This window comes from Janibacter limosus, from assembly GCF_004295485.1.
Classification (GTDB): domain Bacteria; phylum Actinomycetota; class Actinomycetes; order Actinomycetales; family Dermatophilaceae; genus Janibacter; species Janibacter limosus_A.
On the sequence record NZ_CP036164.1, the window covers coordinates 2784302 to 2805165 of the forward strand.

At 68.6% G+C, this 20864-nt stretch carries 22 protein-coding genes; 12 read left to right on the plus strand and 10 right to left on the minus strand.

Annotated features, from left to right (window positions below):
* Window positions 1-40 precede the first annotated feature (40 nt).
* From EXU32_RS13290 to EXU32_RS13330, 9 genes are all read left to right on the plus strand, one after another.
* Window positions 41-487, plus strand: coding sequence for a limonene-1,2-epoxide hydrolase family protein (locus EXU32_RS13290; RefSeq protein WP_130630332.1), 447 nt, complete (start codon window positions 41-43; stop codon window positions 485-487).
* A 192-nt stretch (window positions 488-679) separates the two neighbouring features.
* Window positions 680-2236: an ABC transporter substrate-binding protein gene (locus tag EXU32_RS13295; RefSeq protein WP_130630333.1), complete on the plus strand. Its 1557-nt coding sequence runs from the start codon at window positions 680-682 to the stop codon at window positions 2234-2236.
* Window positions 2237-2254: 18 nt separating this feature from the next.
* Entirely contained in the window at window positions 2255-3214 is a 960-nt protein-coding gene (locus EXU32_RS13300; protein WP_130630334.1) for an ABC transporter permease, read from the plus strand.
* Complete coding sequence (locus tag EXU32_RS13305) at window positions 3211-4110, plus strand: ABC transporter permease (protein WP_130630335.1); 900 nt, start codon at window positions 3211-3213, stop codon at window positions 4108-4110. The genes EXU32_RS13300 and EXU32_RS13305 overlap by 4 nt, the downstream gene beginning before the upstream one ends.
* Window positions 4107-5225, plus strand: coding sequence for an ABC transporter ATP-binding protein (locus EXU32_RS13310; RefSeq protein ID WP_207233801.1), 1119 nt, complete (start codon window positions 4107-4109; stop codon window positions 5223-5225). Before EXU32_RS13305 ends, EXU32_RS13310 begins: the two co-directional genes overlap by 4 nt.
* Window positions 5222-6226: an ABC transporter ATP-binding protein gene (locus EXU32_RS13315; protein WP_165399675.1), complete on the plus strand. Its 1005-nt coding sequence runs from the start codon at window positions 5222-5224 to the stop codon at window positions 6224-6226. Before EXU32_RS13310 ends, EXU32_RS13315 begins: the two co-directional genes overlap by 4 nt.
* 44 nt (window positions 6227-6270) lie before the next feature.
* Window positions 6271-7077: an SDR family NAD(P)-dependent oxidoreductase gene (locus tag EXU32_RS13320; protein ID WP_130630336.1), complete on the plus strand. Its 807-nt coding sequence runs from the start codon at window positions 6271-6273 to the stop codon at window positions 7075-7077.
* Between the two features lie 40 nt (window positions 7078-7117).
* Window positions 7118-7306, plus strand: a complete 189-nt coding sequence (locus EXU32_RS13325) for a hypothetical protein (protein WP_130630337.1) — start codon at window positions 7118-7120, stop codon at window positions 7304-7306.
* A 19-nt stretch (window positions 7307-7325) separates the two neighbouring features.
* On the plus strand, window positions 7326-7595 hold the full coding sequence (locus EXU32_RS13330) for a hypothetical protein (RefSeq protein WP_068424599.1): 270 nt from the start codon (window positions 7326-7328) through the stop codon (window positions 7593-7595).
* Between the two features lie 33 nt (window positions 7596-7628).
* On the opposite strand, the gene EXU32_RS13335 is transcribed toward EXU32_RS13330, so the two are convergent.
* Genes EXU32_RS13335 through EXU32_RS13360 form a run of 6 tightly spaced genes read right to left on the minus strand, consistent with a single transcriptional unit; the run spans window position 7629 to window position 13298 of the window.
* Complete coding sequence (locus EXU32_RS13335) at window positions 7629-8399, minus strand: alpha/beta fold hydrolase (protein ID WP_068424590.1); 771 nt, start codon at window positions 8397-8399, stop codon at window positions 7629-7631.
* 19 nt (window positions 8400-8418) lie between these two features.
* On the minus strand, window positions 8419-9048 hold the full coding sequence (locus EXU32_RS13340; protein ID WP_130630338.1) for a Dabb family protein: 630 nt from the start codon (window positions 9046-9048) through the stop codon (window positions 8419-8421).
* Window positions 9049-9062: 14 nt separating this feature from the next.
* The gene (locus tag EXU32_RS13345) at window positions 9063-9653 is read right to left on the minus strand and encodes an aromatic-ring-hydroxylating dioxygenase subunit beta (RefSeq protein WP_082817198.1); all 591 of its coding nucleotides are present in this window, start codon (window positions 9651-9653) and stop codon (window positions 9063-9065) included.
* A gap of 17 nt (window positions 9654-9670) precedes the next feature.
* Window positions 9671-11107 (minus strand): aromatic ring-hydroxylating oxygenase subunit alpha, encoded by a 1437-nt coding sequence (locus EXU32_RS13350; RefSeq protein ID WP_068424583.1) that lies wholly within the window; start codon window positions 11105-11107, stop codon window positions 9671-9673.
* A gap of 49 nt (window positions 11108-11156) precedes the next feature.
* Entirely contained in the window at window positions 11157-12473 is a 1317-nt protein-coding gene (locus EXU32_RS13355; protein ID WP_130630339.1) for a cytochrome P450, read from the minus strand.
* A gap of 6 nt (window positions 12474-12479) precedes the next feature.
* Window positions 12480-13298, minus strand: a complete 819-nt coding sequence (locus EXU32_RS13360) for an SDR family NAD(P)-dependent oxidoreductase (RefSeq protein ID WP_207233802.1) — start codon at window positions 13296-13298, stop codon at window positions 12480-12482.
* Between the two features lie 228 nt (window positions 13299-13526).
* On the opposite strand from EXU32_RS13360, the gene EXU32_RS17215 reads away from it, so the two are divergent.
* Window positions 13527-14552 (plus strand): hypothetical protein, encoded by a 1026-nt coding sequence (locus EXU32_RS17215; protein WP_165399676.1) that lies wholly within the window; start codon window positions 13527-13529, stop codon window positions 14550-14552.
* The gene (locus tag EXU32_RS13365; protein WP_165399677.1) at window positions 14552-15232 is read left to right on the plus strand and encodes a TetR/AcrR family transcriptional regulator; all 681 of its coding nucleotides are present in this window, start codon (window positions 14552-14554) and stop codon (window positions 15230-15232) included. The genes EXU32_RS17215 and EXU32_RS13365 overlap by 1 nt, the downstream gene beginning before the upstream one ends.
* Here EXU32_RS13365 and EXU32_RS13370 read toward each other — a convergent pair.
* Both EXU32_RS13370 and EXU32_RS13375 read right to left on the minus strand, forming a co-directional pair.
* Window positions 15195-16613, minus strand: a complete 1419-nt coding sequence (locus EXU32_RS13370) for an MFS transporter (RefSeq protein ID WP_130630342.1) — start codon at window positions 16611-16613, stop codon at window positions 15195-15197. The two genes, EXU32_RS13365 and EXU32_RS13370, sit on opposite strands and share 38 nt — an antisense overlap.
* A 35-nt stretch (window positions 16614-16648) precedes the next feature.
* On the minus strand, window positions 16649-17842 hold the full coding sequence (locus EXU32_RS13375) for an amidohydrolase family protein (protein ID WP_242612791.1): 1194 nt from the start codon (window positions 17840-17842) through the stop codon (window positions 16649-16651).
* An 80-nt stretch (window positions 17843-17922) separates the two neighbouring features.
* On the opposite strand from EXU32_RS13375, the gene EXU32_RS13380 reads away from it, so the two are divergent.
* The gene (locus EXU32_RS13380) at window positions 17923-18231 is read left to right on the plus strand and encodes a hypothetical protein (RefSeq protein WP_130630344.1); all 309 of its coding nucleotides are present in this window, start codon (window positions 17923-17925) and stop codon (window positions 18229-18231) included.
* A 33-nt stretch (window positions 18232-18264) separates the two neighbouring features.
* Here the strand turns inward: EXU32_RS13380 and EXU32_RS13385 are convergent, their stop codons facing one another.
* A complete protein-coding gene (locus tag EXU32_RS13385; RefSeq protein ID WP_130630345.1) occupies window positions 18265-19632 on the minus strand; it encodes an amidohydrolase family protein in 1368 nt (455 codons plus the stop codon).
* The gene (locus tag EXU32_RS13390) at window positions 19629-20852 is read right to left on the minus strand and encodes a CoA transferase (protein WP_130630346.1); all 1224 of its coding nucleotides are present in this window, start codon (window positions 20850-20852) and stop codon (window positions 19629-19631) included. The genes EXU32_RS13385 and EXU32_RS13390 overlap by 4 nt, the downstream gene beginning before the upstream one ends.
* Window positions 20853-20864: the final 12 nt, after the last annotated feature.

Sequence of the window (20864 nt, forward strand, 5' to 3'; positions counted from 1 at the left end):
GCGACCGCCGTGTGGTGCCCTTCGCCCCGGAAGGGAACCCATGACTGATCACCACGAGCAGATGGTGCGAGGCTTCCTCGACGCGCTGCACGTGTCCGACCCCGACTTCGCCGTGCTCACCGAGGGGCTGCTGGCAGAGGACGCGCGCTACGTGCCACTCCTCCCCCTTCGCGCACCCGTACGGGGCCGCGCCGCGATCCGCACCGAGCTGGAGCGACAGTACGACTTCTACACGGAGTGTCGCTGCGACATCATCGCGCTCGCGTCCGACGACCGATTCGTCTTCACCGAGCGTGTCGACCGGGTGACGCTGCGTCGTGACGGTCGCGAAGTCGTCGTCCGGGTCTGCGGGGTCTTCGAGTTCGACGACCGCGGCCTGGTCACCAGCTGGCGCGAGTACTACGACTCCGCCGACATGGCCGAGCAGCTGGGTCAGACACCGCAGGAGTTCGCCGACCACATGCGCTCGTACGCCCGGCCCCGCTGACCTCGTCAGGAAGGACCGGCTGATCAACCCGTGTGCGGCTCACCCGCACGGCCAGGGGCCGCGACCCGAGAGGGTTGCGGCCCTTCGTCATTCCTCGCTGATACGCACTAGACAGTTAGTGCACTATTTGCAATAGTTGCCTGCAACCTACACACGCTGCCGAATCGACAGCGGGCCGACGAGAGGTACCACGTGACTGACCTGACCCGACGCTCGATCCTTGCTGCGATTGCGCTCAGCACTCCCCTGGCCCTGGGCGCCTGCGGCGGCGACGACCCGACGGGCAGCACGGGTGCCGCCAAGGACGGCGGCGCGACCGGCGGGACGCTCACCTACGTCACCGGCCCGGAGCCGGTCGGCCTGGACCCGGCCAATCTGCAGATCACGGCGGGCAGCGGCCACGGTGGCCGTGGCTACGCGGTCTTCGGGATGCTGCTCGGCGTGGACTCCGAGAAGGGTGAGGTCGTCCCGGGCATCGCCGACTCGCTCGAGTCGACCACCGACCTGGCCAGCTGGACCCTCAAGCTCAAGGACGGCGTCAAGTTCACCGACGGCACCCCCTTCGACGCCGAAGCCGTCAAGTACAACTGGGAGCGCCACACCGACCCCAAGCTGGGATCGGTCCAAGCCTCCATCGCCGGACGCATCAAGTCGATGAAGGCTAGCGACGCGACCACGCTCGAGATCACCCTCAAGGAGCCCCTGGCCCAGTGGCCGTCCCTGGTAGCGGGCGGCCTGACCTTCATCGGCTCACCCAAGGCGCTCAAGGACAAGGGCAAGGAGTTCGCCGGCTCCCCGGTCGGCGCCGGCCCGTTCATCTTCGAGAGCTGGCGGCGCAATGATGCCGTCGAGTACAAGCCGAACCCTGACTACTACGCCGGCGCCCCCAAGCTCGAACACCTCACCATCCGCAGCGTGCCGGACGAGCAGCAGCGGGCCGACACGGTGACCTCGGGCTCCGACATGATCGCTCGCATCACCAACCCCCAGACCGCAGCCGACCTCAAGACCAACGGCGCCACCGTGCACGTCGTCGACGTCAGCGGCGGGACGACCTTCATCATGAACTTCCAGAAGGCTCCCTTCGACGACGCGCGGGTTCGCGAGGCCCTGTGGCTCACCTTCGATCACAAGGACTACAACGAGACGGTCTTCGGTGGCAACGCCACGACGCCCACCAACTACTTCGCCGAGGGCTCGCCCTACTTCACCCCCGAGGTGAAGTTCCCCGAGCCGGATCTGGCGAAGGCCCAGCAGCTCATCGACGAGTACACCAAGGACAAGGGCTCCGTCTCCTTCTCGATCCAGACCCAACAGCCGGGTCCGGCCGAGTACCTCCAGCAGACCTTCCAGCAGCTCAAGGGGGTCAAGGTCAAGGTCGAGCAGCTAGCCGGCCCCACCCAGGTGGGCAACGCGTTCTCCGGCAACTTCGTCGCCTCGACCCTGGGCATTCAGGTCGTCACACCCGCGCCCCAGTTCCACGATGAGTTCCGTACCGGCGGGAGCCGGAACTTCGGCAAGTACTCGTCCGAAGTCGTCGACAAGGCCCTGGCCGAGATCGAAGCCAGCGCAGACCTTGACGAGCAGCGCAAGGGGTACGCGAAGGTCCAGGAGCAGCTCATCAAGGACCACGCCGAGATGATCACCGCTCGTGTCAACGGGATGGATGTCCTCAACGAAGGGGTCATCGTGCCCCAGTGGTTCTCGGACGGCATCCCGGCCCTTGACCGGGCGAGCGTGGGGAACTGAGCCCACCGAGGGCGTGCCATGCGCTTCGCACACACAGCAGGCCGGGCAGTGCTGCGGCTGCTCCTGGTCATCGTCATCGTCAGCTTCGCAACCTCGTTGCTGCTGGACCTCGTCCCCGGGGACCCCGCGGTCGCACTGCTGGGCGAGACAGCGACTCCCGAGCAGGTCGCTGCGTTGCACCAGGAGCTACGGCTCGATGACCCGTTGGCGGTGAGGTACGTCGCCTGGGCCTCGCATGCCGCCCAAGGCGATCTCGGCAACTCGCTGGCAACCGGCGAGTCGGTGACCTCCGTCGTGCTGGACCGACTTCCCGTCACCGCCGAGCTGACCCTCCTGGCCATCATGCTGGCCGCCCTGATCGCGATCCCCGTCGCCATCCTGGCTGCCTACCGACCTGAGGGTGTGGTGGACCGGGTGATGAACACGCTGACCTCGGGGTTCATCGCCTCGCCGCCGTTCCTCACCGGTGTCTTCTTGATCTTCATCTTCGCCATCAAGGCAGACCTCGTCCCGCCGACCGGGTGGGCACCACTCTCCGAGGGGCTGGGGGACAACCTTCAGCGGGTGGTCCTCCCGGCGATCACATTGGCCCTGACCGAGGCTGCCATGTTCTACCGCGTGCTGCGATCGGACATGATCACGGTCCTTCGTGAGGACTACATCCTCAACGCCAGGGCCCGCGGTCTGCCGACCGGGTACATCTTGCTGCGGCATGCCCTGCGGCCTTCGTCGTTCTCGGTGCTCACGCTCTTTGGGCTCTCCGTGGGAAGGCTGCTGAGCGGGGCCGTGGTCATCGAGGTCCTCTTCGCCCTGCCGGGTCTGGGTCAGCTGCTCGTCAACTCGGTCCTGAGCCGAGATCTGCTCGTCGTCCAGGGGGTCGTGCTCTTCATGGCCGTGGCCTACGTGCTCATCAACCGACTGGTGGATGTGGGTTATGGGTTGTTGGACCCGCGCGTCCGAGAGGCGGCCGCCCGATGAGCACATCCACCGAGGCGCTCCCGGAGCCGATCGCGCCACCGGCTGACGGAACGAGCGCCCGTCGGCGCAGGAGGAGGGGCATCCTGTCATCGGCCCTCCTGTGGGTCGCCCTCGCCTGGATCACCGTGATGATCGGCGCCGCACTGCTGGCCGACCTACTCCCGCTCGCGTCGTACGAGCAGCGGATCGGCACCCCCCGGACCCCACCCGGCCTCACCTGGCCCGAGTTCCTGGGCACCGACCAGCTCGGCCGGAGCGTGCTCTCCCGTGTCATCTTCGGAGCCCGGGTCTCCTTGGCGGTGGGGTTGGTCGCCGTCACGGCGGCCGCACTCGTCGGTGGCCTGCTCGGGGTCCTCGCGGGGTACCTTCGCGGCTGGCCGGACAGGGTCATCGGCCTCCTGCTCGACAGCATGTTGGCCTTCCCACCGCTCGTGCTGCTCCTGGCCATCACAGCGATCCAGAGCCAGAGCTTCTTGACCCTGACCCTGGCCCTGAGCCTGCTCAGCGTCCCCGGCTTCGCTCGTCTGGTGCGTGCCAACACCCTGTCACTGTCCAAGCGGGAGTTCGTCGATGCAGCCCGGCTCCTGGGCAGCAGCCCGCGGCGGGTCCTGCTGCGCGAAGTGCTCCCCAACGTCGTGCTGCCCGTCCTCTCCTACGGGGTGCTCGTCCTGGCTGGGCTCATCGTGGCCGAGGGGTCGCTGAGCTTCCTCGGTCTGGGGATCCCCGCGCCACGTCCCAGCTGGGGCGGCATGATCGCGAGCGGACGGCCGATACTGTCCTCCAGCCCGTGGCTGACCTTCGTCCCAGCCATTGCGCTCTTCCTGACCGTGCTGTCCATCAACGTGATCGGCGACCACGCCCGTCGCCTCACCGACAAGAAGGCGGCAGCCCTGTGAGCCAGATCGTCGACACCGAACGCCCCGAGCCGCTCTCCGGGTCCGGCGACCCACCGCGCGACCTCCTCCTCGACGTCAAGGACCTCTCGGTCGAGTTCGACACCGGGCACGGCCCCCTCCGGGCCGTCGACGGGATCAGTCTGCAGATCAGGACGGGCGAGAGGCTGGGCATCGTCGGCGAGTCGGGTTCCGGCAAGTCCGTCGCTGCCCGGGCAGTGATGGGGCTGCTCCCGAGGACCGCCCGCACGACCGGGCAGATCGACTTCGCGGGGACCGAGCTCCTCGGGCTGGACCCGAACCAACGTCGCACGCTCTTGGGCGCCGACGTCTCGATGGTCTTCCAGGACCCGATGACGGCGCTGAACCCCGTCGTCCGCGTCGGTCGGCAGATCAGCGAGGGCCTGCGCTTCCACGGCTCGAACGATCGCCAGGCGGTCCGAGAGGCCACGCTCGAGATGATGCGGCGCGTGGGCATCCCTGATGCCGAGGCGCGCCTGCGCGCCTACCCCTTCGAGATGTCCGGGGGCATGCGGCAGCGCATCTGCATCGCTGCTGCTCTCATCTGCGGCCCGAGACTGCTCATCGCGGACGAGCCGACCACCGCCCTCGACGTGACCATCCAACGACAGATCCTCGATGTCCTCACCGACATGGGCCGGGGTGGCATGTCGATGCTGCTCATCACGCACAACCTCGGGGTCGCCGCCTCCCGTACCGACCGGGTTGCGGTCATGTACTCGGGGCGGGTGGTCGAGACGGCTCCGACCGCGGACCTCTTCCGCACCCCGCGTCACCCCTACACGGTCGGGCTGATGCGTTCGATGCCTCGGCTCGCCGACGCTCCGCACACCCGCCTGGTGGCCATCCCCGGCCGCCAGGTCCGCTCGGCCGGCCCCACCCAGGGTTGCAGGTTCGCCGATCGCTGCGCATCGGCACAGCCCAAGTGCCTCCGGATCGAGCCCGATCTCACAACGGACGACAGCTCGCCGGATCACGCCTACGCCTGCTTCTTCCCCCGAGGTACGGCACATGGCGAGGCCGCGCTCGCCAGCAACCGTGCCGCCGGGACGACCGCAGCCGGGCTGTCCGTGCCCGAGGAAGAGGTGTCATCGTGACCAGCACCGCAGAAGATGCCCGACAGGGCCTGCTCAGCGTCCAGGACCTGGTCGTCGAGTTCCCCGCCGCAGGAGGGCGGACGGTCCACGCGGTCTCGGGCGTCAGTCTCGAGGTGCATCGTGGCGAGACCCTGGGGATCGTCGGGGAATCGGGATGTGGCAAGTCGACCACCGCTCGGGCCATGGTGATGCTGCGGACACCAACGTCCGGGATGATCGAGTTCGATGGGACCTCGTTGGCCGGACTACGGCCCAAGGAACTACGGCGTCTGCGGCCACACCTCCAGATGATCTTCCAGGACCCGGTCTCCTCGCTGAACCCGCACCGGAAGGTCCGCGACATCGTCGCCGAGGGCATGACGGTATGGGGTCGTCCCGTGACCGAGGAGTGGCTGGACGCCCTCTTGTCGGAGGTCGGGCTCGAGCCCGACGAGGTCAAGGACCGCTACCCGAGCGAGTTCTCCGGCGGGCAGTGCCAGCGCATCGCCATCGCGCGCGCACTGGCGCTCGAGCCCGAGCTGCTCGTCTGCGACGAGGCGGTCTCCGCGCTCGACGTCTCGGTGCAGGCCCAGGTCCTCAACCTGCTGCACGACCTCAAGGAGCGCCGCGGCCTCACCATGGTGTTCATCTCGCACGACCTTGCGGTGGTGCGCAACGTCTGCGACCGCGTCGCCGTCATGTACCTGGGCAAGGTGGTAGAAGAGACGACGGTCGACGCCTTGTTCGCCCGGCCGCACCACCCCTACACGTCCGCCTTGCTCGAGGCGGTCCCCGAACCTGATCCGACACTCCCTGTCCTGCCCTTGGAGCTATACGGCGAGGCCCCGTCGCCCTTGGACCCACCGAGCGGGTGTCGCTTCCGAACGCGGTGCCGGCACGCCCAGGACATCTGCGCCACAGAGGAGCCGCCGCTGCTGACGGTCGCGGACCAGCACAAGGTCGCCTGTCACTTCGCCGAGGACATGCCCGAGCTGCTGGCCCTGCCGACCATGACCGCCTGAGCGCCCCAACCACGCGAGCAGGGCTGCAACCCCAGTGGGGTTGCATGACCGGCGCCGGGCTGCTCGCAGACAAGATCGCCCTCATCACCGGGGGCGGCGCAGGCATCGGTCGTGGCATCGTCACGCGCTTCCTCGCCGAGGGCGCGAAGGTCGTCGTGGCGGAGTACGACGAGGAGCGCTGCAGCACGCTCCGCGACGACTACGCGGGCAACGACTCCCTCCACGTCGTCCGCACCGACGTGCGGGAGAAGGAGCAGGTCCTGGCCGCCGTCCAGGCTGCCCTCGACACATTCGGCGGTCTGGACATCCTGGTCAACAACGCCTTCACGCTCTCCCCACGGGTGCTCCTCGAGCACAAGACCGATGACATGCTCGACGGCACCCTGCACGCCGGCCTGTGGGCTGCGTGGTGGGGTATGCAGGCAGCTCGGCCGATCATGGCCGAGCGCGGGGGCGGCGCGATCGTCAACTTCTACTCGATCGACGTGGAGACCGCCGCCTGGCTCAACTCCGACTACGTCGTGACCAAGTCGGCCCTCCTCGGGCTGACCCGCAGCTCGGCCCACGAGTGGGGCCGCTTCGGGATCCGGGTCAACTCGATCGCCCCGACCGCCATGGGTACCCACTTCAATGCCTTGGCCGCCGAGCACCCCGGCTTCGCCGAGGCCTCCGCAGCACGCAAGCCCCTGGGCCGCAATGGTGACCCCGAGCTCGACATCGCCCCGGTCGTCGTCTTCCTCGCCTCCGAGATGTCGCGCTTCGTGACCGGCGAGCTGATCCACGCCGACGGCGGGTTGCACATGCCCGGCTACGACTCGCGTCCCGCTGACCTCGGCGCGCTGGGCGGATGAGCGACCGCCGTGTGGTGCCCTTCGCCCCGGAAGGGAACCCATGACTGATCACCACGAGCAGATGGTGCGAGGCTTCCTCGACGCGCTGCACGTGTCCGACCCCGACTTCGCCGTGCTCACCGAGGGGCTGCTGGCAGAGGACGCGCGCTACGTGCCACTCCTCCCCCTTCGCGCACCCGTACGGGGCCGCGCCGCGATCCGCATGACCTTGGAGCGACATTACGAGTGAGGAATGGCTGGACGTCCTCTTGTCGCAGGTCGGGCTCGAGCCCGACAAGGTCAAAGGACCGCTATCCGAGGGAGTCTTCTCCGGCGGGGCGTGCCAGCGCATCGCCATCGCCATTGCGCGCACACTGGCGCTTGAGCCCGCGCTGCTCGTCCGCGACGAGGGATTCGCCGCGCTGGACGTCTCGGTGCCGGCCCAAGTCCTCAACCTGCTGCAGGACGTCAAGAAGCGCATCGGCCTCACCATATTGACTGGTACCCGGCCGAGCTCCGGATGCGAGCACTCCAATTAGCCGACAAACCCCCGTTGGGCGGAGGCCCCACAATCACCCGAAAGCCAAAGTCATCCGCTCGATTATGAGGCGAGCCACCTCGATGGGGTGACTCTGCATGGCGTTATGACAGGCATCGAGCTCGACAACCTCGTCCACGTGGCCGAGGTTGTCGATAAACTGCCGCTGAGCGCTTGGCCGGAGCGAGTGGTCCTGCAACGTCACGACGTAGGTCGTCGGGACCCGTGGCAGGCGACGGCGATAGACAGCTTCAGCACTCAACCCGGTGCTGTCCGGGACGAGCTCGCTCAAGGCTCGCTCGCGGGTGGCACGGTCCATGCCGTTGGTGAACATCCAGCTCGCAACGGGTCGCGGCACCGGCTTGGCCTGGCCGCGCGAGAGGCGAGTGACCAGACCGATGATGCCGCGTACCGGCTGCTTCAAAGTTGAGTTGGCTGACGCACCGTCGGGCGGGATGCACGCCGCGAGATAGAGCGCACCCAAGACGCGCTCAGGCCCTAGCTGGGCGATCACCCCTAGCTGGGTGATGCCGCCGAGCGAGTGTGCGACCAGGAAGACCCGGTTGATCCCTGCCTCATCGATCTGCCGTACGACGGAGTCGACACAGGCGGCCACAGTGAGCGAGCGAAGGTTGCCGGGCTGAGTCCGACGCCCGGGAAGGTCCACGCCCAGCGTCCGAAGGCCGGGGGCGGCCTTGGCGAGCTCGGCGATCGTCGGCCTCCAGCAAGCACCACTGTGATTGGCGCCATGGATGAAGACCACCGCGAGGTCGGTGCCTCGGTCACTGCCGTCATCGTGCGTCATGATTTGCGCTCCCTCCTCGTCAGCCCGCTGAAGTCTGCGCCTGGCCGAGGTCCAGACCGATCGGCTGGCGGACCACCGCGGTCATGAGCTCGGCGATCCGTGCGCGTTGCGGGTGCTGCTGGAACTCCTCGAAGCCCTGGTCGCCGTCGGTGACGATGACGACGCACTCGCTGACCGGCGGGGAGTGCCTGGTGCGATTCCGACCGACGTAGACACCGAGGACGCCCGGGCAGTCATCGACCGCAGCCCTCAGGTGCGTGTCGACCTCCTCGAGCACCTCGGGGCCGACCGTCTGGTCGGGCTCGAAGAGCGTGATGTGAACCCGCGGCCTGTCGGTGGCAGTGGACTCCGAGGTGTACATCGGCCCGGTGTCGATGCCCACTCCACGCTCGACGTTGGCGCGCAGAAGGGCGCCTGCCTCGGGGTGACGAGGATGAGCGCGATAGCGCTCGAGCACGCTCTCGTCGTCCATGAGCGCCACGACGCCGTAGTCGCGACCATCCGCCAGCTTGCTCGGGTTCGGGCCGACCTGGACGTGGCGTACGCCATCGGTCTCGCTCCCGACGTGCCCGAGGAGGGCAGCGACGGTGTCGACGATGCCCTCCTCGGCGTCGCTCGCGAGACCAAAGGCAGTCCCGTGCACGTGCATGTGTGTCCTTCCCCTCAGAAGATGACGGTCAGGTTGGGGTACCCGAGCGTCGTCTGGTCCATGAGGAACTCCCGGTGGGCGATGAGATAACCGTCGCCCTCGCGTCGCAGCAGGTCCCGACGCTCCCCCGAGATGATCAGCGGGACCGACTCGGAGTGCCGGTTGCGGGTCATCAGCATGGAGCTGACCGCGTAGAACTCGTCGGGCTCCACACCTTCGAAGACACGCACATTGGTGATGAGTCGCCGTGAGCGCGACGGCGGGTTCTCGCACCACGGGCTGGCCGTGGTGGCCAGTCGCAGAACCTTCATCGTGAGCGTCACGTGGTTCTCGTCGTAGTGGAACATGTTCGTCGCGAACTGCGGCAACGGATCGTCGCGCATCCGCGAGACCCGGACAGGCACGCGGTAGGTGATGTCCTCCGCGAGGAGCTTGAGCCACTCGACGCTACGGTACTCGTCAAGCAGGTTGGCCTCGTCGTGGAGGAAGTCGACCACGTGGTGGTAACGCTCGTCAGCCGAGCCGATGCGCCCACCGTGAGGGAGGTGCTCGTGGATCTTGGACTCGGCTCCGCCTTTGGCCACCGCCACAGAAGTGTCAGTCATGTCGGTTCTCCTTCGTCTCAGTGGTGGGCCTCGGGACCCCACGGGTCACCGAGCATGAAGTCGCGGTACCGCAGCCACCAGTTCCACTGCGCGTCATCCTTGGTGAAGCCCGGGTAGAGGTGACCGCCACCGGGGAACTCGCCCTCGTCCCAGTAGCCGTCGAGGGGCTGGTCCTCGCCGCAGAGCGCGCCGTACCTGATCTTCTGCTGCTCACCCATGAAGCCCTCAGCAGACTCGGTCATCAGCGGCCACGTGTCGGCGTCGTCGGTCTCGACGAAACCGGTGGTGCCGAGACCGAGCGTGGAGGCGCGACGCATGAGGTCCTTGAAGTCCTCGGGCGCGTCCTTCTCGACCAGGAACCAGTTGATGAACTCGAACTTGCCCGGGCCGCGCGGCACGAAGGCGTGCCACGAGATGATCGCAGCCATGCCCATCGGGGTAGGGAACTCGAAGCAGAAGGTCCCCATGTTGGGGAAGAGGCCACCGACGCTCGGCGGGTAGTCCGCCAAGACCTTCATCTGCGCCTCGGACAGCTTCTTGTCGAGCTTCTCAGCCATCTCCGGCGTCATTCCCGGAGGGAGCATGATCGACTTGAGCTTCTCGAAGGGAGGCAGCGTCTGGGCCGCGAGCACGGCCTCACGGTTGTCCTTCCACTTGCCCTTGCGCCGGTCGATCAGTCGCAGGCCGTGACCGTTGGCGCTGACGTCGATGCCGTACATCGAGGAGTCGTCGGCCTCGGAGGCCGCCAGCTCGTTGATCGAACGGTGCAGGGTCATCGCGTGGTAGCCGTCACCGGCGTGCTGCTCGCCCGGGCACTTCCAGTTCGCCGGGATGACGAAGCGCTGCGGCGGGCCGAGCACCTCCAGACCCGACTCGGTGCGGTCGAACATGAGGTCCTGGTAGAACTTGATCTCGCCGAGATAGTCGTCGAGGGACGGCGCGTCCTCGTCCCAGGTGGCGAACACGAAGCCGGCGTACAGTTCGACCCGTGCCTTGGGCAGTGCGAGCTCCTCCTTGGAACGGAAGGCCCCGTGCATGTTCTCCCGAGCGACGGGGGAACCCATGAACTTGCCCTGCTCGCTGAAGCTCCAGCCGTGGTACGGGCATTTGAACTGCTTCTCGTTGCCGGCCTCGCCGCGACAGACCTGCATGCCGCGGTGGCTGCAGATGTTGAGGACGACGTTGACATCGCCACTCCGCGAGCGGGTGACGATGACGGGGTCGGCACCGATGTGGCGAGCCACGTAGTCGAAGGCGTTGGGGATCTCGGTCTCGTGGGCGAGGACGGTCCATGCCTTGCCGAAGAGTCGACTCAGCTCGAGGCGGTACACCTCTGGGTCCTTGAGCAACCGCATCGACACCTCGTGCTTGTCGAGGTCGAAGAGGTCTGCGAATGGTGTCCCGTCGGACAAGATCGGCCCGACGTCAGTCCTGGGCCGGTCATCGATGGTCATGGCTACTCCTTGGTCTCGTACTGCGGATCAGATCGGGGGAGGAAGTGGGTCAGCCCCAGCGGACGGGGACAGAGGTGGGCTGACGCATGTGGGCGCCACGGATCATCATCGGCTCGGCATCCTCGTCGGCTCGCAGATTCGGGAGCTCGTCGAGGAGGACGTTGAGTGCAGTCGACATCTCAAGCTTGGCGAGGTTCATACCCAGACAGGTGTGCGGCCCGAATCCGAAGGCGATGTTGGGCTTGTTCATCCGGCGGTGGATGTCGTAGGTGTCCGGGTCGGGCCAGGCGTCGGGGTCGCGCAGGCCGGCACCCTTGACGATCGTGACCCCCGCCCCCTCGGGGATCTTGACGCCACGGATCTCGACGTCCTTCGAAGCGGTCCGGGCCGCCGTGATCGAGACGGGCTCGAATCGGGTCGCCTCCGTGATCGCCTTGGGCACGAGGCTGCGGTCGGCCTTGACCTCGGCGAGTAGATCGGGCCTGGTCAGGAGCAGCACGAGTGCGTTGCCGAAACTTCGCGTCGTGGTCTCGGCGGCAGCCGGGAGCAGCGAGCGAGTGAAGACCACGACCTCGTCGTCGGTGAGCCGCTCCCCGTCGACCTCGGTGCGCAGCAGGTGTGAGATGAGGTTGTTGCCGGTGGCACCCTCCGCGCGACGGCGTTGGACCACCGGAAGGATGTCGTCGTAGAGCGCCTTGACCGCCGCGATGGCCCGGCCCTGGTTGATCTTGGCCTGCTCGCGCTTGTTGGGGTCGGTGCTGCCGAAGCCGAGGAGGATGGTCAACGCCTTCGTCTGGAAGTCGTCGAAGGACGCGTCGTCCTCACCGTGGAAGCCGATGATCTCGTAGACGATGCGGACGGGGAAGTCGACTGCGAACTCGGTGAGATTGAGGCGGTCCCCCTTCGCCTTGAGCTCGCCAACCATCTTGTTGATGACGGGCGTCACGATCGTGTCGCCCCACAGCTCGAAGTTCTCGCGACCGAGCCCCGGCATGAAGAGCTTGCGCAGGCGCGAGTGCTCCTCACCGTCGAGGCCCGTCATCACGTTGCCCATGAGCGGGCGGAAGGCTGCGGCCACCGCCTCGCTGCCGAACGACTCGAAGTCCTTGAGCGCGGTGAGGCAGTCCTCGAACTTGAAGATCGAGTACACCTCGCGCTCGCCGTTGAATCCCGCTGCCATGGACGGGGTACCGAACTCGGCGAGCACGTCCCCCTTCATCACGGGCTGGGTCTCGCGGTACTTGGCAAAGGTCGGGTAGGGGGTCTCGACGGAGTTGGCTCCGAAGGCCTCGCTGATCTCCACCATGAGGTCGGCCGCCGTCGGCTGACGCTCCTCGTGGGTGGGTGTCGCGGTGTCAGTAGGCATCAGCAATCATCCTTTGGTGTTGATGGCGGCGAGGTTCAGCTGGCGGCTCGACCCGACGTAACCGAGCTGGGTCGAGAACCCGCCGTCGATCGAGAGGATCTGGCCGTTGATGTAGGACGAACGGTCGGAGGCGAGGAAGACGACGGCGTTGGAGATGTCCTCGGGCTTGCCGAGGCGCTGCACCGAGAGGTTGCCGACGAACATCTCGCGGTAGGCGCCGGGGAACTTCGCCTGGTTCTCCTCGCTGACGATCAGTCCGGGCGCGATGGCGTTGACGCGCACGCCCTTGGGTCCGTACTGGACGGCGAGGTGGCGGGTCAGCGAGTTGAGCCCCCCCTTGCCCGCGGCGTAGGCGGTGTTGCGGTCGTCGCCACCGAGTGACTGACCCGAGGAGATGTTGACGATGGTGCCACCGCCGCGCTCGATCATCAGCGGGATGACGTTGCGGCACATGAGCATGGGAGCGGTCAGGTTGATCGCCGTCGACTGGGCCCAGAGCTCGGGCGAGATGCTCAGCAGGTCGGAGTCCTGACCCGAGAGGTGGGTGGCGCCGGCGTTGTTGTCGAGGATGTCGACGCCGCCGAAGGCCGATGCGGCCGCCGCGACCAGTTCTTTGATACTCGCCTCGTCCGTCAGGTCGCAGACGTGCCCCCGGACCTCGTGACCCGCGGTGGCGAGTGCGGCAGTCGCAGCCTCGAGGCCCTCGCTGTTGACATCGGTCAGCACCACGCGGGCGCCCTCCTCGGCCAGGGCTCGGGCGCTGTCTGCACCGATCACCCCTGCGGCGCCCGTGACGAGCGCAACCTTCCCATCAAGCAGTCCCACGCTGGCTCCTTTGCCGGGTGGCGTCGGTCGCGACCCCGTCGTCGCGTCGCCCACCCCGTACACGTAAGACATATTCTGCACAGACTGCTCAATCCAAGTCAATGGGCCCGCGAGAATCCGACCGCCCGTCGCGCAGCCCTTGACGCGACGTGCTGCGCGCCACACAATGGCCATCTCCCATCGAAGTGAGAGGCGTCTCTCAAAATTGCGCCTGGCTAGGAAAAGCACATGATCGTTCGCCCACTCCCCCGGAGCCCTCACCTGACCCGTCAGGGCGACTCGGCCCTGGCCGAGCTCCTGCACCGGGCGCGCGTCGCGGCGGCGGACCGCGCAGCCCTGCCCGCCGACGCCAGCTACTGGCAGGCCGCCGAGACCCGCTCGGCGATGGCGATGGCCCGGGCGGACCAGATCTTCGGGGGTCGCCATGATGCCCGGACGCTCCTCGCGGTCCTGGTGGCCAGCGTGGCCCGGGCCGATCTGCACGTCCCCGACGACCAGCCCCACGGCTCCCGGCGCTCCAGCTCACCCGCCGACCAGGTCTTCGACTCGACGACGATGGCCGGCTGGCTGCGGGCGACCTCGTCCACCGCTTCGTCCGGCGAGGTCTATGCCGAGGGCGCCGTGGCAGCCGAGGAGGTCCTGGCGTCTGACCTCGGGGCCGAGCGCCTCGCAGCGGCGTGGACCTCGGCATGCGGCGTCTCGCTGCTCGAGCTCGTCGCCCAGGTCGCGTCGATGCCGGCCGCGGACCAGCCCTCGGTGAGCGAGGTCCGGTTGCTGCAGCGGGTCACCTGCCACTGCCTCGCCACCAACCGGGGCATGACGCCGGCACAGCTCACGCGGCTGGTGGGCAGCGACCGGCGCACCATGTCGACCTGGCTGCGCTACGGCGCGCCCTCCCGAGGCAACACCGGCCATCTCGTCCCCGCCCGGCACTGCGCCACCGTCGTCGGGATGTCGCTCGGTGACTGGCGGACCGTCCAGGACGCGGCGGCGGGCTGCCGGGTGACCGTTGGCCCGAGGACGCGCGTGGTCGCACCTGCCCCGGTCGCGGGGCGCCGAGCCGTCACCTGGGACGAGGGAGAGGTCATGGAGTGGTTCGAGAGCCACCCGGCGCTCTCATGCGAGGGTCGGTGCCGCCGACACAGCGTCCAGGCCGTGCCGGTCGCCGCTGTCGCCGGTGGGGGCGACGCTCGTACCACGCATCGCCTGTCGGCCCCCGACCACCGCAGCCGTCGCTGGCTGCACTCGGTCTGATGGTGCAGTCAGGAACAGCTGCCCAGACCGCTGCGCCTGCGGTCGAGAGTGCGGGAACGCCGGCGGGCGCGGGCTCCGGCCGCCGCGAGCAGAACCGGACCCGGCTGCGCCACAACGTCCACGCCACGGCCTGGCAGCTCGTCAACGAGCGCGGGTATGACGAGGTGACGGTCGAGGACATCGCTGCGGGAGCGGGCATCTCGGTCGCCACCTTCTATCGCCACTTCTCCGGCAAGGACGACGTGATCACCAGGCGCTGGCTCTCACCCGAGCGTTACGGCTCCCTCGTGGACCGGATCGATGTCTCCTACGACATGCCACGGGCGGTGGCCGGCCTCTTCTCGAGGTACGCCGCCGCGGTCGAGAGCTACGACGTCAGCCTGCACACCCGCCTCAAGACGATCCACCTCGACGCAGGCCTGCGGACGGCGATGGCCCGCGGCCGCGAGGAGGACGTGCAGACCCTGTGCGACCTCTTCGGTCGGATGATCGGCGTCGACCCAGCGGTGCAACCGATCCAGCTGGCGGGGGCCGTGACGATCACCGCCCGCTCGACGACGATGTCCTACTGGGCCGCCCTGGACGGGTCCGAGTCACTCACCGACCTGCTCGACGAGTGCGCCCGAGCCTTGGCACCGATGCTCACGCAGTGTCAAGTGATGGCCCTGGCTGCGCGCTGACACCCACACCGGGGTCGGGGCTGCGGCGCGGCAGGGTGATCACGGCGCACACGGCCGAGGCGAGCGCCAGCCCCGCACCGACCAGCGCCGCCATGGTGAAAGCGTGCGGAGCGAGGGTCTCGCCCGGCGAGAGGGCATCGAGGACCGTGGCCGCCAGCGCGCTGCCGGCAGCGAACCCGAAGAAGCGCACCACCTGGTTGGCGCTCAATGCGCTGCTGGTGTCGTGTGCGGGGACGTGCCGGACGACGACCACAGGGATCATCGCGAAGGTCCCCCCTGCCCCGAGGCCCGCGATCCCCATCGCCACCGCGATCTGCACCCAACCGTCCCGGTCGACGGCGAAGACGAGGATCGCACCCAGGTAGGCGAGCGACCCCAGCGGCAGCACCCGCTCCGGCCCCCACCTGTCAGCGATCCGACGGGCCACCCGGTTGCCCCCGAAACCACAGATGGCGTAGGGCACCAGCATGAGGCCGGCGAAGAGCGGCGAGCTCGCCAACCCGCCGGACTCCCGCGGCGCCTGGACCAGCTGGACCATGAGCGTGATGAGGACGTAGACGCCGGCACCGACGAGCAGTGCCACGAGGTTGGCCCCGAGGGCACCCCTGCGCACCGCCTGCTGCAGATCGACCATCGGGTCCGGCAGACCCCAGGCCCTGACGGCCCAGACCCCGAGCAGCGCAAGGCCCGACAGTGCCAGGACGACGAAGGGGGTGGAGGTCCAGCCCCAGCGAGAGGCCTGGCTGATGGCCAGCATGAGCGCGAGCGTGCCGGCCGCCAGGACGACGCCGTCCAACCAGTCGACCTGCTGGTCCGGGTGGGAGCTCGCCGGCAGGGTGCGTACCGCGAGGACCAGGGCGACCGCGGTGAGCGCGAGACCGAACCAGAAGGCACCCCGCACCCCCCAGAGGGTCGCGAGGAGGGAGGTCGTCGGATACCCGAGCCCGGCGAACGTCAGGTTGCTGACGGACAGCACCCCCAGGAGCTGGGGCAGGCGCTCCGGCGGGGCCGCATCCCGAGCGGCAGCCATCGCCAGAGGGAGGACGCCGATGCCAAATCCCTGGAGGACCCGTCCCACGACCAGCCCGGCGAACCCGAGCGGCAGCGCGGACAGCAGGCAGCCGAGCGCAACCAGGCCCAAGCAGGCCAGCAGCACCGGGCGCCGGCGTGTCCCACCGCCCAGTCGACCGACGATCGGTGAGATGACGGCGCCGACGAGCAGAGGCGCGGTCTGCACCCACTGGGCCCAGACCAGGGGCACCTGCTCCTGGAGCGCGACGGCCGTGACGAGCGGTGCGCCGAGACTGCTGATGAGCGCCGTCGACGCCGACAGCATGACCAAGGTGATGAAGAGCGCGCGGCGCCCCGGCGCAGCTCGCACGCTACCCGCCCTTCATCCCGGTCGGACGCGAGTGCTCAGCGATCGAAGCGCAGGATCTTGCGCGCGTTGAGCTCGGTGATCTTGTGGCAGTCCTCGTCGGAGACGTCGGCGAGGATCTCGGCGGCGCGCTTGCGGCTGTTGGGCCAGTTGGAGTCGGAGTGAGGATAGTCGACCTCGAGCATCACCCGGTCGGCACTGATGTAGCCGTCACCGAGGTTGGCCAGACCGTGCACGTCGTCGATGAAGCATCCCCAGAAGTGCTTCTGGAAGAGCTCGGACGGCTTGGCCGCCTTGTCGATGTTCTGGTACCAGCGGTGCCGCTCCCACGTGTAGTCGGCGCGCTCGAGGATGTAGGGGAACCAGCCGATACCACCCTCGGCGAGGATGAACTGTAGCTTGGGGTGCTTCTGCAGCTGGCCGGAGAAGAGCAGCTCGACCGAGGACCACATGAGGTTGCTCGCGAAGAGCGCCGTCGGGATCGCGTAGGGCACGGGCGACTCGGCCATGGCCTCCGCAGAGCGGCCCATGGTGCCGGTCGCCACGCTGAAGGGGAACCCCGGGACGAAGCCGCCGGATCCGAAGTGGAGGCTGACCGGCATCTCGGTCTCCTCGCAGACGTCCCACAACGGCGTCCAGTAGTCGTTGGTGAAGCCCGGCAGGCCGAGCGGGATCGGGTTGTCGGGGAACGAGATCGTCCTGGCGCCCTTGGCGGCCATGCGCTCGACCTCCTTGACCGCAGCGTCGACGTCCCACACCGGGAGCAGCGCCATGGGGATGAGCCGGTCGGGCGCGTATGCGCACCACTCGTCGACCTGCCAGTCGTTCCACGCCTTGATGCAGAGCTCGGCGAGCTCCTTGTCCTTGGCGCGGTGGAAGACGCCGCCGCCGAAGCCCGGGAAGGACGGGAAGCTGAGCGCGGCCTGGACGCCGTCGATGTCCATGTCCTCGATGCGGGCCTTGGGCTCGTAGCAACCGGGGATCATGTCCTCGTAGCGGACCGGCTCTGCGCCGAAGTCCTTGGGCTCACGGCCCGCGACCGCGTTGATGCCGATGTAGGGGAAGAGCTGACCCTCGTACTTCCAGGTGTGGTTGCCCTCCGCCGTGGTGATGATCTGCGGACCGGAAGCCTGGTACCGCTCCGGGAGGCGATCAGCCCACACCCGCGGGTGCTCGATCACGTGGTCGTCGACGGAGACGATCTGCATGTTGTCCTGGAGCGGCACGTCCATCCTCCTCGATAGATTAATAGTACACTTATCGTATATCATGTTCATTGCGGAGACCAACCCGACCGACAAAGGACTGGCTGATGACCGACAACCTCGAAAACTTCGAAGCCCCTGACGACCTCGACGGGACGGCCCAGGCGGCCGGCGCTCCCTCGGCACCCGACGAGGACGACCACGACCTGCTCACCTACTCGATCGCCACGGACCGCTTGCGGGACCAGATCGTCATGGACGGGCAGGAGCTGACCGCGGTGATCGCCAACCACGGCGAGGACTCCGAGCAGGCCACCGCGCTGCGAGAGCGCATCCAGCAGCTGCGGGATGGCGTGGAGCGACACGGGCAGGCACAGCGTGACCACGTCAACGAGCGCGAGTTCTTCGGCGAGTAGCCCGACTCGCCCGGGGACCACTCCCTCGGGTGCTCACAGCGAGCCGTGGACGACGACCCCTTCGACGAGGGTCGCCACGACCTCCGGGCCGGAGGGGGCGTCGTCACCCAGGACGAGCAGGTCCGCCGGGTCTCCCGGGGCCAGGACCCTGACCGGCCAACCACGACCGGCGCTGCGCTGGTACATCTTCGCGGCGGTCACCGGGCCCAGGCCCTCGTCGGCGCCGAGCACTGCCCCGCTCCCGGTCCGCCGGGTCGTCGCCGCCTCGATGCCGCGCCACGGGCTGATCGGGCCCAGGGGCGCATCGCTCCCACCGAGGAGGGGGACGCCCGCGGCGGCGAGAGCGCGTAGCCGGAAGAGCTCGTGGTGACGATCGGGTTCCACCTCGTCGAGATAGCGATCACCGCGCGTGGCGATCAACCCGGGCTGGACGCACACCGCGACCCCGGCCCGGGCGATCAGCTCGGCATAACCCTCGGGAACGACGTTGGCGTGCTCGATCCGATCGCCCGGGCCCAGCCCCGCGCTGAGAGCCAGCGCCAGCTGGACGTCGGTGACGCAGTGCACGGCGACGCCGCGATCGACGGCATGTGCCGCCTCGACCTGCTGAGCGAGCAGGTCGAGGCGGGGTAGGGCGTCGTCGTCGAGCACGATCTTGACGGCGTCCACGACGACCCGACCGGTTGGCTCCGGCATGGCGAAGGACGTGACCGACCCCTTCGTCATCGCCCAGATCCGCTGGGGCAGATTAGCGCTCGCGAGCATCGCCAACGCGGCGAGGTCGTTGAGGTGCCCAGCGTCAGTGACCGACGTGACACCATGGGCCGCCAGCCGCTGTCCTAGCCGCAGCCAGTCCGGCTGGTGCGGGGGGAGACGCTCTCGCATCCACGCGTCCAGGCGGACGAGATGACCCGTGGGTCGTCCTGCTGCGTCGCGCTCCACCCCGTCAGGCTGCGGTGATCCATCAGCCCTGTCCCCCAGCACCTCCGCGAGCCCGGTCGAGTCGAGCACCCACCTGCTGCCGGTGCGGTCCTGGATCCGCACCGGTCCGACCGCGACCTCGTCCAGGTCACGGCGGTCGAGCCATCCCGACTGGGTGAGGTCATAACCGATACCCCTCAGCCATCCCTCGGGATGACGCTGTCGCGCCGCCCGGAGCAGCGCGCCCAGCCCACCCCCGGCGACCAGCTCATCGGGAGTCAAGGACACCGAGTCGACGGCCGCGGCGGCGGCCGCCAGGTGGATGTGGTGGTCGTGCAAGCCGGGGATCAGCCGCGCGCCCTCGAGATCCACCTCGGCTGCACCCGCCGCACCGCGGTCCGCCAGGAGTCCCCCCACGATGTGGAGGTCACGGAGACGACCGGAGATCGACGCGTTGCGCAGCGTGCGGTCGACGCTCATCGCGCGACCCGGGCCAGCACGTGCGAGGTGTCCGCACCGAGCGGGGCAGCGCTGCCGGCCGCCCTTCGAAGGCGCGGCCGGGACACCGGCTCGTCGCCGAGGCACCACTGCTCCACCGACACTCCCCCGTGCTGGCAGCGCTGTGCAGCGATGGCCCTCGCACCCGGCTCGGCCACCACGAGGGAGGCGACCTGCTCCATCGAGATGTCGACGACGCCTGCGGCGCCCCGCAGGACCGCTGCCGCGGCAACCACACCGCACAGCGGGTCGGCGATGGCATCACCGGCAAAGCAGGGCTCTCCCGCCTCGTCCCAGGCGACCAACCCGGCCCCTGCTGCGACGTCGTCGCCGAATCCCACCGAGTCATCGTCCCGCCCTCGCGCGGTGATCGCCACCCAGGCCTGGGTGCGGCCCGTCATGGCTCCCGGGTCCAGCCCGAGGCCGGCGATGGCTCGCGACCGTGCGGCGGTGATGACGACATCGGCCCGAGCGACCAAGAGCCCGAGGTCGGCGCGCCCTGCCGTCGTGGTGAGGTCCAGCGCGACCGACTCCTTGCCGACGTTGAGCAGGTCGTAGAAGTCGGAGTTGCCCCGCCGCGCGCCATCCGGTCGGGGCGACGACTCGACCTTGATCACCCGCGCTCCGGCACGCAGCAGGAGTGCCCCGCACAGCGGGCCGGCCCAGAGCGCCGAGAGGTCGACGACGACCGCCCCGTCGAGATCTCGCTCGGCCCCCTTCGCGTGGGGCCACCACCACGGCGAGGGGTGGGCCCGCGCGCCTCCGACGACGGCCGCGGCCAGCCCGAGCAGCCGAGCACGCTCGACGACCGCTGCGCCCGGACGGGAGGCGATCGCGGACTCCACGACAGGCCACGGCTCGTCGGCGGCGGGCGACTCGAGGCCGAGCAGGGCGGGGATGAGCTCGACGTCCTCCGGGCGGGGCAGCGACAGCGCGACCCATCCGTCCCGTGCCCGCAGCAGACGCCCGGCACCCCCGAGCGTCACGCGACCGTCACGCTCCCAGCCGGTGAGTGCGGCCCGCTCCGCGAGGAGCCCGGAGTCGAGGCCGAAGGGGGCCGCGAGCTCGTCGACGAGGGTGGCCGCGCGTGTCGGCGGGCAGAGGGGGGCACCACCGGCATGGCCGGTGAGGCTCATCGCACCGGATCTGGCCCACGCGCGGTCATCCTTCGACGGTGTCATCGCGTCGGGTGTGGCGTGCATGATCTCACCGTA